Genomic DNA, 15,585 nt, shown 5'->3' on the forward strand with positions numbered 1-15,585 from the left:
AACTTCACTACAGAAAGGAGTGCTCATGGCGACCAGGGGACGGCCACGTGGTTTCGACCGCGATCTTGCGCTTCAAAAAATCACGGAGGTGTTTTGGGCGAAGGGTTACGAGGCCGCCCAGCTCAACGACCTGACGGCGGCAATCGGCATCACGCCGCCGAGCTTCTACCCCGCGTTCGGGTCGAAGGAAGCCGCGTTTCGCGAGGCGGTCAGCCTCTATGCCGCGACAGCAGGATCGGGCCCGATGCGCGCACTCGATGAGGGTGAAACGGCGCGACAGGCGATACGCGCGATGCTTCTCGCCAGTATCGAGGTCGCGCTTAGGGCACCGCAATCGAACGGCTGCCTGTTGATTCTCGGCGTGATGAATTGCCAGCCAGAAACCGGGCCACTCTACGACCTGCTCAAAGGCATAAGGAAAGAAACGGTGGAGCGCGTACACGCAAGGCTGGAGCGCGGCGTGGCCGACGGCGACCTCCCGCAAACCACCGACATACCGACACTGGCGACCTATTACGGTGCCATGATGCAAGCCATTTCCATGCAGGCCCGCGATGGCGCGACCCGACAGGAGCTCGAAGCCCTCGTCGGTCCATCCCTCGCCGCACTGCAGGGAATACCGGCTGCCGATCAAGAAGTCTCAACACCTTGAGAAAGAATATGATGCAGCCCATCGGAACGACCGTCAACGCTGTGCCCACCCGGACCGGAAAGGTCGTGATACCGGCCGAACTCCAGTCGGATGTGGATCAGTTTCATTACGCGCCCGCGCGCCGTGCCGGTGATTTCGTCTACCTGTCCGGCATTGTTGCCGCAAACGGCGACACCGAACCGATGGACGCCGAAGGATTTCGTCGCGAACTGCGCCGTGTCTTCACGTTGATCGAGCAATTGCTGGCTGCGTGCGAGGCGCGCCTCGATGACGTCGTCGAACTCCAGATGTTTCATGTGTTCGGAAGTGACCGCCTGGCATTGGACACGGCGGGGCAACTGGCCGCGATCGCCGCGGTGCGGGACGAGTTCTTTGCTATCCCCTACCCCGCCGCGGTCGAGCTTGCCGGGGCGACCTCAATCCGGACGGTGGGCTGGTCGAGATCAAGGCGACGGCATTCGCACCGCTTGGTTGACGTGTTTTCCGCCCGATCAATAATATCGGGGCCTGTCGAGCGCACCGACGCTTTCATTCGTTTGCCGGCCAGCGGCGCGCGCAGCCCAGGCGACCGTGTCGGCAATGCCGCCGAAGGGGTAGAGATGCAGCATGACCGTGCCGAGATCGCGGCCCGCCATGCCGCCTGCAAGCCGGCTCATGAAACGATCCGGCCCCACCTTGTTGACGAGGTTGGCCAGCGAGAACCCGTATTTCCCGACGATCGCCGCGGACGAAGCCACACCGAATTGCGCCGCAAACCGCAGCAATCGCTTCACATCCGCAGGTCCAGGCACGCCGATGCGGATCGGCGCATCGATGCCACGCGCCCTGACCTGCGCGATCCAGTCGACGACCGCATCCGCATCGAAGCCGAATTGGGTGGTGATCTCGACGCTGCAGCCGCGGGCCTTCAGAAGCTCGGTCTTCTGGCCAAGGGCCTCCCACAGGCGCGCCTGGTCAATCTTCGGATGGCCTTCCGGGTAGCCGGCGATCCCGACGTTGACGATGCCATGGTCCGCGACGATGCCGCCGGCAATTAGATCGAGCGAGTCCTTATAGGGACCGGTTGGCGACGACGGATCGCCACCCACGAACATGAACCGGGCAGGACGCGCTGCGCTGATCAGGCCCGTGAGCAATTCGTCCCGATCCTGCACCGATCTCAGCCGCCGGGACGAAATGATGGGGACAGGCTCGAAGCCCCATTGCCGGATACGCGCGGCCGCCTCGATGCGTTGCGCGTGGCTCTCGTTGCCGAGGTAGGCGATATTGATTGGCGTGCCGGCAGGAATCTCGGATTTCGCAGCTTCGATTTGCCAGATATCCTTGCCGGTAATCTCCAGTGAATAGTCACGAAACAGAGCAGAACCGTGTTGTATGAGCGCGGTCATGAAGATCCTTTGCCGGTGCGACGGGCTTGGGTCGCCTCGAGTCAACGGCGCGAGCTGTCGGGCTCGGGCATGCCTCAATCTAAGGCTTGGTCGAGTTGGAAGCGGGCACGGTTTTCTGCGGCGGCCGAGCCACCATGCCTCCGCGCATGCGGCATTGATCTAGCCGATCGAAATTGCCGCGTCGACGCGCCAAGCGTCGCAGGCCCTCAACGCATCCAGTCCGAGGAAAATATGGGACGCAAGCGCCGACCTGCCGAATGGCTCCGGGGCTCGAAGCGCGGCGCTCAGCGACAGTGTCCGGACCGAACGAGCAGCGTCAGAAATAGAAAGCGCCCGCTCGTTTCCGAGCGGGCGCTTCATGAAATCTTTGATGGTCTCAGGCGCGGTTAGCGGCCGAAGGCATTGCGGGCAATGCTCGGGATGTCGGCGCGGTCGATGCCGAGGTCGCGCAGTTCGCGCGTGGACATGCGGCCCAGTTCGGAGACCGTCTGCCGGTACTTGAGCCAGTTGTTGAAAGAGCGTGCTACGTTCATGATGATCCCCTTTCCGTGGGCTTTCGAAGCCTAGCTGCCAGTCCTTGGCGCTTCGTTCACTTCGATGAGGGATATATAGTCGATCACCCCCGCAGATAGCAGCGCTAAGACTTCACTCCACCCCTGCAAGCCGCGCATGGATCGTTGTGCCCCAGGGAACTGCGGCGGCCGGCAGATGGATCGGCGGGAACAGCCAATGGGAGCGACTGCCCTGAAGGACGGATATGCCCAACCCCGGTCAAGTTGGACTGACCGGGGCCGAGCTACTTCGGACTTGGCGGAATAACGGACGCTTTAAACTCAGCGCATCATCGCCCCGACATTGCCGCCGTCGACCGTGAGCACCGCGCCTGTGCTGGTGCGCGCCTTGGCGAGGTGGACGAAGGCGGCCGCGACGTCCCGTGCCGTTACCTCACGTCGAACCAGGTTGCCGCGCATGTAGCTTTCCGGCGAAATACTCCGCGCCTGGCTGCGCTCCTCGATCATTTGGTCGGTCATCAGGCCGGTGCGAATGCGGTCGGCGTTGACCGCGTTCGAGGTAATGCCGTCGGCGCCATGTTCGACGGCATATTGGCGCATCAATGCCATCAGCGCCGCCTTCGACGTTCCGTAAGGGCCGAAGTCGGGGCCGGGATTGACCGCCTGCTTCGAGACATTGAAGACCAGTGCACCGCCAGTTCTCTGGGCTTTCATGATCCGGACCGCGCTGCGGGCAATATAGTGGTGCCCCCAGAAGTTCAGCGCGAAAGCCTTCTGGAAGACCTCCTCCGAAACATCGAGCAGGGCGCCCTGGAAGGCCGCACCGGCGTTCGAGATGACGATATCGATGCCACCGAAATGCCGGGCCACATCGGCGAGCGCCGCGTCGACCGCCTCGGGCTTCGTCACATCGCAGACGAGGCCGACACCACCAAGCCTTGCCGCTTCCTTCTGCAAGGCATCCTCGGCAAGGTCCAAGAGCGCGATCTCGGCGCCTTCGGCGTGCAGAGCCTCGGCAATCGCCAGCCCGAGGCCACCCGCACCACCGGTGATCACCGCGACCTGCCGGCTCAGCGGCTTCTCCGCCTGCTTCGTCAGCTTAACCTGCTCGAGCGACCAGTACTCGATGTCGAATAGGTCCTCTTCCGACAATGCCTCGAAGCTCTCGATGCCTTCGGCATTGCGGATCACGGCAATCGTCGCCTCGGCAACGTCGGCGCCGACACGGGCGGCCTTCTTTGTCGGGCCGGCGGCAAACAGGCCGACACCGGCAACATAGAAGACACGCGGCATCGGATCGAGCATGCGCTTGATCCCACCGACGCGCGCATTGTTGCGCTCGAAATAGGCGCGATACTCGTCCTTGTAGGTGGCGACGGCTGCGCGCACCTTGTCGGCCCAGCCGGCCATGTCGCCGGCAACGGGGGCGGGCAGCGCCACGCCAAAGCGCTTGATGTGGATGACGTGCTCAGGGGTCGCATTGCCGCGGTGAACCAGATCGGCAACATTCTCGGCATTGCAGAAATCGAGGACATCAGGGCCGGAGCGATGTTCCAGCACGAAGCGGCGCGGGCAGCCCTCGATGCCGCTGTCTATCGCGATGGCGCCGCGCAGAACCGGGGCGATCTGAGCTGCCGTGGCAAGCGGGGCCGCCGGCTGGACGACCATGAACGGACGCGGGTTGCCGCGGGCGATGCGGCGCTCGGCCTTGTCGATGGTGGCGATCATCTTCTCATAGGATTCACGCGGATCTTCCGACCAGGTGAAAATGCCATGCTTCAGCAGGATCATGCCGTCGGCGCCCGGATTGGCGCGGAACGCCTCGTCGCAGGCCTTGGCGAGATCGAAGCCCGGCATCACGTAGGGAACGATGATGGAATCGGGGAACAGTTCGCGCACCAGATCCTCGCCATGCGGCTGATTGGTCAGCGACACGATCGCATTGGCATGGGTGTGGTCGATATGCCGAAACGGCAGGTTGGCGTGCAGGATCGCTTCCACCGAAGGGTTCGGCGCTGCAGGATCAAGCAGCAGCCGGCGCTGCAGCATCACCATGTCGTCGTCGCTGAGCGTCGGGAATTTGACCATGGCCTGAAGCGGCTCCAGCCTGACGGCAGGCAGGCCCGCCGGTTCGATCGTGCCCATGTCCCAGCCGCTGCCTTTCACGCACAGAACGGCAACCTCGGAACCGTCCATCTCGGTAAACGTGGTCTTGACGGAGGTGTTGCCGCCGCCATGCAGTACTAGTTCGGAATCCGAACCCAGAAGCCGTGTCGTGTAGGTGCGGATCGCTAGGTCCCGGTTGACGCCGGCGTTGACGTAGGTGTCGACGACACGGGCGAATTCGGTTTCTGACCATCTGGATTTCATAAAAGGCTCCTGTCTTCCCGCGCTTGGCAGCGTTTTCCATGGGGTTTGAAAATCAAGTCCTGTCGTCAGCAGCCCTTGCTCGGCCTGCGCGCCGAACGGACGACCGTTCCCCGCACGCCGTGAGGACAAAACGGCGACGCTATCCGTCGGTTGGCTGCAGGCGGCAACCTGCGTCTGCGCCATCACGCCAAGGCTGCATGGCCTCGGGATTGCGGTCGACGTCGAGAGCGAGCTGCAGCCGATTTGTGGGGGCGGGAAAGACACCAAGCCGCGCTTTGCCGATTGGTTCGTTTCCAACCCACTGGCACGCGCCTATAGTCGAGCATTCCATCTCGGCGTCTCCCAAAACCTTCGTCGAGACAATTGCCACCATGCTGTGTCATGTGTCAACACGCATGGCAAATTTGTTTGACGGCGGACACTTTTTCCGCTTCAGGAGAAGCCATGACAATCCAGGGGAGCAGACGATGATGGATACGGCGCGGGGAAACCGGGCAGTCGGCGAAGGCATAGTCTTGCCTGCGGAGTTCGACGACGGCGTCGTCTGGGCTGCCTGGCTCTATTATGTCGACCAGCTCACCCAGAGCGAAATCGCCAAGATGCTCGGTGTATCCAGGGCAACGATCGTCAACTACCTGCAGGAAGCGCGCGAGCGTGGCCTGGTCAACATTCGCCTGAACACGGAAGTCGGCTCCCGGACTGGTATCGCACGGCGTCTGAAGGACAAGTTCAGCCTGGAGGGTGCGCTGGTCATTCCCGCCCTCGACAACAGCGACCTGGTGCAACGGCTTGGCGAGGCCGGTGCTCGCCTGCTTGCCGATATGGTTCAGCCAGGCGACACGATCGGCGTCGCCTGGGGCCGGACGGTGCTGGCCGTGGCCGACAGCATCTCGCTTCCCGAGCCGGTAGAGGGATTGACGGTGGTGCAGGTCTCCGGAAGCTCGATCGCCAATCCGGATTTCGCGCCTGAATTCTGCACATCCTTGATGTCGCGCCGCATCCACGCCCGCTGCATCAACCTGCTTGCGCCGGCCCTGCTGTCGACACCCGCCTTGAAGCAGGCGCTTCTGGCCGAACAGGTGCTGGTCAAGCAGTTCGAGCTCATTCATTCCTCCAACATCATCCTCTTCGGTGTCGGCGACATCGGCCCCGAGACGCTGATCCGCTCGGCCAATATCACCGGGCAGGAAGACATCGACGCCTACCAGGCCGGAGGAGCGGTCGGGGTGCTGATCTGCCGCTTCATCGACGCGGAAGGCCGGCCGGTGCGCGGTGATCTCGACAACCGCATGGTCGGCATCGAACTCAACGAGTTAAGCCAGGTGCCGCGGCGCCTGTGCGTTGCCGGGGGCGCCAGCAAGCTGACGGCCATCAGGGCGACGTTGAAGGGCGGCTACGCAACCCATCTTGTCACTGACATCGCGACGGCAGAGATGCTGCTGCAATAGCCGTCCTGCTGCCCGATACAGGATCGGGCAGCAGCCACGACTGGCGTCAGTTGGCCTTCACGCGGGCATTGTTCATGAAGTCCCAGGTCGCCTCGAAAGAGGTGATCCCGGCGTCAGAGCCGAGACCCGTCGCCACGAGCGCGGCGGATGCCTGGGCGAACTTCAAGGCGGTTTCCGTCTCCATGCGATGATGAAGCCCGGCAATGAAGCCGGCATTGAAGGCGTCGCCGCAGCCGGTGGTGTCAACCACGTCGATCTCGAATGCCGGGAGGCGCAGGCTCTTACCGTCGGCATCGAGGAAGCAGACGCCGTCGCCGCCGAGCGTAAAGATGCAGTGCTTGACGCCGAGATCGGCAAAGAAACGGCCGGCATCCTCGGCGGTCTTCTGGCCGGAAATCAGCATCGCCTCCTCCACTGAAGGCATGAAATAGTCGATAAAGGGGAAAAGCGGCCGGATCAGCGACAGCGTGTTGTCGTTCGCGCCCAGGAGGTCGAAGGTCGTGGTTCTGCCGAAGCGCTTGGCTTCCTCGAGCAAAACGCGGCTGGGTTCGCCGTCGAGGCGATCGAGCAGCCCAGTGCCGCCGAGATGGACGATCGGCGGCGCCAGCACCCGCTCGCGCGCATCCGCGGGGATCTCGAAATGTCCGGAGGCGCCGCGTACGTGCAAAGCTGGCCGTTCGCCATTGCGGCGGATGTTGAGAATGCTCGCGGATGTCGGCACGCCGGCAATGCGCTGCATCTCCGACCGGTCGACACCGAAGCGGTCGAGCGTGGCGAGCACGAAGTCCGCCTTCTCATCGTCACCGACCGCACCGACCGCGAGGCAGTTCAGCCCGAGTTTGGCAAGGTCGACGACCGTACCGCCGGCAGTGCCCGCAACGGTCAAGCGGATCTCGTCGATGAATTCGACGTTGCCGCCGGACGGGATCCGGTCCACCGGTCGGCCGAGAATATCTAGAATGTAAAGTCCGATTACAGATACGTCGTGCGCCATGCACTCAACCTTCCCTACTGAATTGGTGACCGCGGATAGCAGTCCTTGACCCGCTGGACGACGGCCGAAGCCCGTTAGTCTTTTGCACGAAGCGAGAAGACGGTGCCGGCAAGAACGATGAAGACGCCGATAATGGCGAGCTGCCACGTGCTCGGAATGCCGACGAGAATGAGGACGTTGCTGACAAGCGTGATCAGCACCACGCCGAGCAACGTGCCGATCACGCTACCCGAACCGCCGGTGATGCGCGCACCGCCGAGAACGACCGCGGCGATGATCTCAAGCTCGGTTCCGGCAAGGTCGAACGGATTGGCAAGCCGGTTGCTCGCCACATGCATGATCCCGGCAATACCGGCCAGCAGGCCCGCATAGGCAAAGACGAAGATATGCACGGTGCGCAGATTGAAGCCGAGGCGTTCGGCGATGCCGGGATTGCCGCCGACCGCATAAACCGCCCGGCCCATCAAAGTACGCTCTAGGATCCACCAGGTCACCGCGGCCGCAACAGCGAGCACAAGCACGAAGGCCGGCAGCACCGAGATGGAGCCGTTGGCGCTTTGATGGGTGAAAAGCGCGAGTTTGCCGAACGCCTCCATCGAGCCCGGAATGTTCATGAACAGGGCAGTGCCGACAAAGGTCAGCAGGAAGCTGCGAATGACGTATTGCGTTCCGATCGTCACAATCAGCGACGGCGCGCGCAGCGCGTGGACGAGCACGCCGTTGAGCGCTCCGAAGCAGGCGCCGCCGGCGGCAGCGACCAGCAAAATCACCGGCATCGGCAACCCCGGCAGCAGGTTCGTGACCAGCATCGTCACCGTATACATGACGAAGGCGGCAATGGCGGTGAAGGAAACGTCGATGCCGCCGGACGCCAGCACCACCAGGACCCCGAGCGCGAACAGCCCGCGCACGACGGAAGCGCGCAGGATGTCGAACAGGTTCGACACCTGCCAGAAGTCCGTATTGATCGAGCCGACCACCAGGCAGACGAGCACGATCAGCGCAAAGGTCACGACCGGCGGATGACGCAGCAGCCAGCGCCAGGCGGAGCCAAGCGAAACCTTGTCGTTGCCAGCTGGGGTGGCCCCATTGAATGTCGTATCGGTCATTGCGGGGTCCTCACGGTCGTCTCTTCTACAAGGGCGCGGTAAAGCGCCTCTTCCTCCAGCGCCTCGGCCTGAAAGGTTTCCACCACTTCGCCTTTGCGCATCACCATGATCCGGTCGCAGTTCTGCAGAAGTTCGAGCAGGTCGTCGCTGATGATGATGACGCCCATGCCTTCGTCCGCGAGACGCTGGATGATCCGGTAGATCGTGTCCTTGGATCCGACATCGACGCCGACGGTCGGCCCGTGCAGGACCAGAAGCTTCGGATTGATGGTCAGCCAGCGGCCGATAAGCACGCGCTGCTGGTTGCCGCCCGACAGCGACTGCACCGGGTTGGCGACATCCGGCGTGACCACCTGCAGGTCTTCGACCGAGCGCTTCGCCAGCGCGCGGCTGCGGCGGCCGTCCAGGATGCCGAAGGCGCCGCGCAGGCGATCGAGCACCGGCACGACAATGTTCTCTTCGATCGGCTTCTCGAGAAAGAGACCTTCCGAAAGGCGATCCTCGGGGACGTAGCCGATGCCGGCATCAATGGCGTCGGCGGGCTTGCGGGGCGTCACATCCTTTCCATTGAGGCGGATGCGTCCGGTATCGGCTGGAGCGACGCCGGCAATCGCCCGGGCCAGCTCGTTGCGGCCGGAATCCAGAAGCCCGGTGATACCGACGATCTCGCCGCGGCGCATGGAGAAGGAAACATTGGCGAAGGTATCCTTCAGCGACAGCGCGTCGACGACAAGCAGATCCTCGCCGAACTTCGGCGCCGAACGATAGCGCGCCTCGTCCAGCACCTTGCCCGTCATCCAGAAGCCGAGTTCGGCCTTGGTGTGATCGGCGATGTCGCATTCGGCGACCTTCTGGCCGTCGCGCATGATGACGGCGCGCCCGCCGATCGACTTGCACTCGTCGAGCTTGTGGGTGACGAACAGCACTGCGACGCCCTTGGCGCGCAGTCGGTTGACTATGCAGATGAGATTATCGACTTCGTGCTTCGTCAGTGCCGTCGTCGGCTCGTCCATGATGACGAGGCGCGCATCGGAAGCAATGGCGCGCGCAATGGCAATGAGCTGACGCGTGGCCATCGGCAGCTCGTCCGTGCGGGTCGAAAGAAAGGCGCGGGTCGTCGGCAGGTTCACGGCCGCGAGCGCCCGTTCCGCCGTCTGGCGCATTCGTCCGAGATCAAGCCGCCGGGCAAGCTTGCCGGAGGCTGCGACCAGTTGCTGCGTCAGGCCGACATTTTCGGCGACGGACAGGTTGGGCAGCAGAGAAAAGTCCTGATAGACGGTCTCGATCCCGGCCGCGAGCGCGGCAACCGGTGTGAGATGGCCCACGGGCTTGCCATCGATCAGCAGTTCGCCGGCATCGGCCGGCTGCGCGCCGGAAATGATCTTGATGAGCGTACTCTTGCCGCAGCCATTCTCGCCCATGAGATGGTAGATCTGTCCGGGCTCGATCGAAAAGCTGACCCCCTTCAGCGCGCGAACGCCGCCGAAGCGTTTCTGGACATCGCGAATTTCCAGATAGGGAATTGCGGCTTTCGAGGTTTCGCCGCCGGGATGCGGCGCGCCGGCTTCGTGCTTGAGCTGCATGGCACTGTCCTGACCAAAAAGAACGGGCCTGCTGCACGTTTCCTTGGATCGCCATAGATCCAGGAGACGATTGCAGCAGGTCTAAAGCGTTACAGTGTCTCTGGCGCATCACATTCGACGCGCGACGCTGTAGCGGCACTCGACGCGCAACGCCGGGCCCATTGTCGGGCCCGGCATCGCTATCATCTCGACCCAATCAGAACGGGTACTTGGCGTAGTTCGACTTGTCGACGTCGACCCATGCCTGGCCGACCACGATCACGCCGTCGCCGGCACCCTTCTTGACGGTGACCTTTTCGTAGCCGGCAACGCCGAGGTCCATGCCGTCCTTCAGTTCCTCGTCCTTCAGCACCATGTCGGCGACCTTGTTCATGACGTAGCCGGCATCCTTCGGATCCCAGAAGCTGATGCCGTCGACAGCGCCCGATTCGAGGTAGGAGCCGGTGTCCTTGGGCAGGCCGATGCCGAATACGCAGGTCTTGTCCTGCAGGCCGGCTTCCTCGACGGCACGGCCGATGCCGATGACGTCGATGGCCGAACCGCCCTGGAAGCCCTTGATGTCGGGGTACTTGCGCAGGATTTCGCGCGCCTTTTCATAGGCGCGGTTGGCATCGTTGAAGGATTCGTTCTTCTCGGAGACCAGTTCCATCTCGGGGTATTTCTGGGCGTTTTCCGAACCGCCATCGGCCCACTGCACATGGGTCAGGCTGCCGAGCGAGCCGACGAAGGAGGTCCACTTGCCGGACTTGCCCATGCATTCGGCGATCTTCTCGTTGAAGCGCGCGCCAAAGACCTTGTTGTCGAAGGCTTCGATGTCGACGAGCGTGTTCTTCATATTATCGGCTTCATGGGTGATGACCTTGATGCCGCGCTGGGCGGCGCGCTTCAACACGCCTTCAAGGGCGGAAGCATCCATCGGCACGACGGCGATTGCGGCGACCTTCTTGGCAACCAGGTCTTCGATCAGCCGGCCCTGCTGGGCTGCGTCGGCCTTGCCCGGTCCGACCTGGCTGGTGGATACGCCGGGATTTTCCTTGCCATAGGCATCGACGCCTTCGTTCATGCGAGTAAACCAGTTTTCGCCCGTGACCTTCACCACCGTGACGATGCTGGGGTTTTCCTCGGCAATGGCGGCCGTGGTTGCAGTCATTGCTCCAAGCGCGACGGCGCAGGCAGCGAATTTACGAATGGCAAGCATGCATTCCTCCCAAAGAACCTTCGAATTTTGACAGATCGACCGGCGTGCGAAGGCATCTCGCCGGCCCTGGAACTTGGATCAGCCGCGCAATGCCTTGAACCAGGCCTTGGCGTCGAAGCCGGATGTCGCGAGAAAGACGAGCAGAAGCACGCCCCAGGCGAGGTCGCGGAAGAAGTTGGAAATGTCAATGAAGTTGAACAGGCTCGACAGGATCTGCAGCGACGTCGCCGACAGGACGACACAGATCACCCGGCCATAGCCGCCCTCAGGGCGAACGCCCGCCATGACGGCGATGAGAATGGCGATCAGCACGTAGGAATTGCCGTAGTCCCACTTCACGCTCGATGTGCGCGCGGCGATCACGATGCCGGCGACCGACGCAAGCACGCCGCAGGCGGTATAGGTCAAAAACAGGATGCGCTTTTCCGCAATGCCGGCATAGCGCGCGGCCTTGGCATTGTTGCCGAGCAGCAGGAGCCTGAGGCCGAACGGGCTGTAGCGCAGCACGCCGCCGAGGATGAGAGCAATCAGTAAGAAGAGCGCAAAGCACAGCGGCACACCCAGAACCGGTGTGTTACCGAAGGCGTCGAGCGGCTCGATGAAGCCGAGGCCCAGCGCCGAACCGTTGGTGAAAGCGATCGCAAGGCCGGTAAAGAACAGCTGCGTGCCAAGCGTCGCGATGATCGGCGTCAAGCCGGCGCTCGAAATCAGAAACCCATTCAGCATTCCGCCAACTAGGCCGACGAGCAGTGCTATGCCGGCAAAGCTCCAGCTGAACAGCAGCGGCGCGTCATCGGGCGAAACCGTGTCGCGCAGCAGAAGATAGGCGACGACGCCCGACAGGTTCGCAAGCGCGATCCCGGACAGATCGATACCGCCATTGCCGGAGATCATCGCCAGCATAACGCCCAGCGCAAGAAGGCCGAGTTCGGGCACTTGGCCCGCCATGGATTGCAGGTTGTAGATGTCGAGGAAACTGGCACCGACCAACACGCCGCCCGCTACCAGCACAGCAACGTTGACGACGGCCAAAAATGCCAACTGGCGATCAACCCGAAATTCCAAAGCGCGCCCTCCGTCATTGTCGTTCGCAGGCAAGCGCAATCACGGCTCCCAGCGTGCTCCTAGGCACGCTCCGTGAGCGCGCACCCGGACCTCTTTCGAGTTCGGATGCCGCGACGGCCGACCTGATGAGGCCGGCGATGACATTTGCCAAAGACTGTTGTGTATTGTCAACACCAATCTATCGCGGCCGGCTTATTTATCTGAAAAGTTTGGCGTTTCCCCCAGCGGAGAACACTCCCCATGCCGCAATTTTCGGCGCGCATTCCGCGCATCAGGAGAAAATGAACGACGTCGAGAGCTAACGACGTCAAGGGCTCGTGACTTATGAAGCTGCCAGCGCCACGTGCGATCCACTCTGCAGCGGCCCTGCGTCGTCGCGGTGATAAGAAAAAACCCGAGTTCGAGGAGATGCACCCTTGTCGACGGCTCTGTCGTGATGGAGAAATCCTGTTTGCAGAGTGCAGGCTCTGGTCGTGCAGCACGATAATTATGTCGTAGACAGGCTCTAATCGCAGCGCCGCAAATCCTAAAATCCGGCTTCAGTTTCAATCAGGGTCGCAATCAATGGCAGAGTTTCCTCAAAAGGCGAAGGTCGTAATCATCGGGCTGGGTGGCATCGTTGGTGCCTCGATCGCGCATCACCTGATCGAGCGCGGTTGGGACGACATCGTTGGCATCGACAAGTCCGGCATCCCGACCGATATCGGCTCGACGGCGCACGCGTCCGACTTCTGCTACACGACCAGCCACGATTATCTTTCGGTTTGGACGACGCAGTATTCGATCGACTTCTTCGAGAAGATGGGTCACTACGCCCGCATTGGCGGCCTGGAAGTCGCGCGTACCGGCGACGATGTCTGGATGGAAGAGATCAAGCGCAAGCTTTCCTCCGCCAAGGCCTTCGGCACCCGCGCCCACTATGTCTCGCCCGCGGAAATCAAGAAGATGTTCCCGCTGATCGAGGAAGATCAGGTCATGGGCGGCATGTTCGACCCGGATGCCGGCCTCGTCATCCCGCGCTCGCAGACAGTTGCTGGCAAACTGGTCGATGCGGCCGAGAAATCCGGAAAGCTCCAGATCTTCGGCAACACGCCGGCAAGGTCGCTCATCGTCGAGAACGGCCGCATCAAGGGCGTCGTCACCCATCGCGGCACGATCATGGCCGACCATGTCGTCGTCTGCGCCGGCATCTGGGGCCGCCTGATCGCCGAAATGGTCGGCGAGGATCTGCCGGTGATGCCGGTCGACCATCCGCTCACCTTCTTCGGCCCGTATAACGAATTCGAAGGCACCGGCAAGGAAATCGGCTTCCCGCTCCTGCGCGACCAGGGCAACTCCGCCTATATGCGCGACACCGGCGATCCGAAGACCACCGAAGGTGGCCAGATCGAGTGGGGCTATTACGAGACCACCAACCCGCGCCTCTGCCATCCGCGCAACATTCTCGAAAAGCACGAGGCACGCCTGTCGCCCTCGCAGCGCGACCTCGATATGGAGCAGATCATCGAGCCGCTCGAGCGCGCCATGGAACTGACGCCGATCCTCGGCGAACTCGGCTACAATGAAGGCCATTCCTTCAACGGCCTGCTGCAGGTCTCGGCCGCCGGCGGCCCCTCCTGCGGCGAGAGCCAGAAGGTGCGCGGCCTCTGGTACTGCGTCGCCATCTGGGTGAAGGACGGTCCCGGCTACGGCAAGCTGATCGCCGACTGGATGACGGACGGGCGCACTGAGATCGACCACGCCTCGATCGACTATTCTCGCTTCTACCCGCACCAGCTGGAGGAGAAGTTCATCGAGGGCCGCTGCTTCGAGGCGGCGCAGAAGATCTACTATCCGGCCGTGCACACGCGCGAGCCCTATGCCAGCGGCCGCAACGTCAAGCGCTCGCCCTTCTACGAGCGCGAGAAAGAGCTCGGCGGCTACTTCATGGAACTCGGTGGCTGGGAGCGCGCCCATGGCTACGCCGCCAACGAGCACCTCCTAGAAAAATACGGCAACCGCGTTCCAGTGCGCCAGAACGAGTGGGACAGCCGCCATTTCTGGCGCGTGTCCAACGCCGAACATCTGGCGATGAGCGAGGATTGCGGTATCGTCAACCTCTCGCACTTTCATATGGTTGACATCGAAGGCCCTGACCACGTCGAGTTGCTGGAGTGGCTTTGCGCCGCCAAGATCGGCGGCGACGGCAATATCGGCAAGGGCATCTACACCCATTTCCTCGATGACGAAGGAATGGTACGGGCCGACTTCACCGTCTTCCGCATGGCCGATCGCTGCCGTCTCGTGAACGGCGCCGATGCCGGCCCGCGCGACTTCCAGTACATGCGCCGCGTCGCCGAAGATCGCGGCATTGACGTCACCATCACCGACGTTTCGGAGAAGTTCATCACCATCGGCATTTGGGGCTCCAACGCCCGCGAAACGCTGAAGAAGGTGGTTGCCGATCCGGCCGGCCTCGATCTCGAGAACTTTGCTTTCGCTGCGATCAAACCGATCGAAATCGCCGGCAGGAAGGTCACCGCCTTCCGCATCTCCTATGTCGGCGAGCAGGGCTGGGAGTTGCACATGAAATATGAGGACGGCCTCGCCGTCTGGGACGCACTGCGCTCAACCGGCGTCATGGCCTTCGGCGTCGAAACCTATGCAAACTCGCGCCGTCTGGAAAAGAGCCTGCGCCTGCAGAATGCCGATCTTCTCACACAGTACAACCTCATCGAGGCCGATCTGGCTCGTCCGAAGGTGAAGGACGTGGACTTCCGCGGCAAGGCGAAACATCTTGAATACAAGGCACGTGAGCACCAGCCGGCCATGCTCTGCACGCTCATCCTCACGGAGAATACCGATAGAAACGGCGTGAAGCGCTACCCGGTCGGCAGCCTGCCGGTCATGGACCCGGAAACCGGCGCGGTGCTGGTCGACGAACTCGGCCGCCGCTCCTATACCACCTCCATCGCCTACGGCCCGACGATCGGCAAGAACATCGCGCTTGCCTATTTGCCTTGGTCCCACTGCCAGGTCGGCCGCAAGCTGAACGTCGAATACTTCGCCGAGACCTACCCCGTCGAAGTCGCCGGCGTCGGCTACAAGCCACTCTACGACCCGGAGAACCTGAAGCCGCGGAGCTGAGATTTTACAACCCCTCGGCCCACCCGCGGTGGACGTCCCGTCACGCGCCTGCTTGCTTCAAGCGGGCGCGTTCGTTTTTGGCGTTCGTTCATTATGCCTGCGCCCCTGGAATTTGTCTGTTGTTCGGATACCGGAGCCGC

The 15,585-nt window shown here is 62.4% G+C and carries 12 protein-coding genes; 3 read left to right on the forward strand and 9 right to left on the reverse strand.

Annotation, left to right across the window (positions count from 1 at the left end):
* Window positions 1–25 precede the first annotated feature (25 nt).
* Window positions 26–652: a TetR/AcrR family transcriptional regulator gene (locus BKP54_RS24205; RefSeq protein ID WP_057225068.1), complete on the forward strand. Its 627-nt coding sequence runs from the start codon at window positions 26–28 to the stop codon at window positions 650–652.
* Here BKP54_RS24205 and BKP54_RS36715 read toward each other — a convergent pair.
* The 4 genes from BKP54_RS36715 to BKP54_RS24230 form a co-directional block, all read right to left on the reverse strand.
* Complete coding sequence (locus BKP54_RS36715; protein WP_245317891.1) at window positions 631–948, reverse strand: hypothetical protein; 318 nt, start codon at window positions 946–948, stop codon at window positions 631–633. The two genes, BKP54_RS24205 and BKP54_RS36715, sit on opposite strands and share 22 nt — an antisense overlap.
* A 195-nt stretch (window positions 949–1,143) precedes the next feature.
* Complete coding sequence (locus tag BKP54_RS24215) at window positions 1,144–2,040, reverse strand: methylenetetrahydrofolate reductase (protein ID WP_063991850.1); 897 nt, start codon at window positions 2,038–2,040, stop codon at window positions 1,144–1,146.
* 386 nt (window positions 2,041–2,426) lie between these two features.
* Window positions 2,427–2,573: a DUF1127 domain-containing protein gene (locus BKP54_RS24225; protein WP_067698903.1), complete on the reverse strand. Its 147-nt coding sequence runs from the start codon at window positions 2,571–2,573 to the stop codon at window positions 2,427–2,429.
* A 300-nt stretch (window positions 2,574–2,873) separates the two neighbouring features.
* Window positions 2,874–4,922, reverse strand: a complete 2,049-nt coding sequence (locus BKP54_RS24230) for a bifunctional aldolase/short-chain dehydrogenase (protein WP_057225076.1) — start codon at window positions 4,920–4,922, stop codon at window positions 2,874–2,876.
* A 467-nt stretch (window positions 4,923–5,389) separates the two neighbouring features.
* On the opposite strand from BKP54_RS24230, the gene BKP54_RS24235 reads away from it, so the two are divergent.
* Entirely contained in the window at window positions 5,390–6,370 is a 981-nt protein-coding gene (locus BKP54_RS24235; protein ID WP_225906433.1) for a sugar-binding transcriptional regulator, read from the forward strand.
* A gap of 46 nt (window positions 6,371–6,416) precedes the next feature.
* Here the strand turns inward: BKP54_RS24235 and BKP54_RS24240 are convergent, their stop codons facing one another.
* From BKP54_RS24240 to BKP54_RS24260, 5 genes are all read right to left on the reverse strand, one after another.
* On the reverse strand, window positions 6,417–7,364 hold the full coding sequence (locus tag BKP54_RS24240) for a sugar kinase (protein ID WP_025428246.1): 948 nt from the start codon (window positions 7,362–7,364) through the stop codon (window positions 6,417–6,419).
* A 74-nt stretch (window positions 7,365–7,438) separates the two neighbouring features.
* Window positions 7,439–8,473 (reverse strand): ABC transporter permease, encoded by a 1,035-nt coding sequence (locus tag BKP54_RS24245; RefSeq protein WP_057225078.1) that lies wholly within the window; start codon window positions 8,471–8,473, stop codon window positions 7,439–7,441.
* Window positions 8,470–10,056: a sugar ABC transporter ATP-binding protein gene (locus tag BKP54_RS24250; RefSeq protein ID WP_084815040.1), complete on the reverse strand. Its 1,587-nt coding sequence runs from the start codon at window positions 10,054–10,056 to the stop codon at window positions 8,470–8,472. The genes BKP54_RS24245 and BKP54_RS24250 overlap by 4 nt, the downstream gene beginning before the upstream one ends.
* 196 nt (window positions 10,057–10,252) lie before the next feature.
* A complete protein-coding gene (locus BKP54_RS24255) occupies window positions 10,253–11,254 on the reverse strand; it encodes a substrate-binding domain-containing protein (protein WP_057225080.1) in 1,002 nt (333 codons plus the stop codon).
* A gap of 78 nt (window positions 11,255–11,332) precedes the next feature.
* On the reverse strand, window positions 11,333–12,319 hold the full coding sequence (locus BKP54_RS24260) for an ABC transporter permease (protein WP_084815041.1): 987 nt from the start codon (window positions 12,317–12,319) through the stop codon (window positions 11,333–11,335).
* A gap of 564 nt (window positions 12,320–12,883) precedes the next feature.
* Between BKP54_RS24260 and BKP54_RS24265 the strand changes: the two genes are divergently transcribed.
* A complete protein-coding gene (locus BKP54_RS24265; protein ID WP_084815042.1) occupies window positions 12,884–15,445 on the forward strand; it encodes an FAD-dependent oxidoreductase in 2,562 nt (853 codons plus the stop codon).
* The last annotated feature ends 140 nt before the right edge of the window (window positions 15,446–15,585 follow it).

Source organism: Ensifer sp. 1H6, assembly GCF_001976035.1.
GTDB lineage: Bacteria > Pseudomonadota > Alphaproteobacteria > Rhizobiales > Rhizobiaceae > Ensifer > Ensifer canadensis.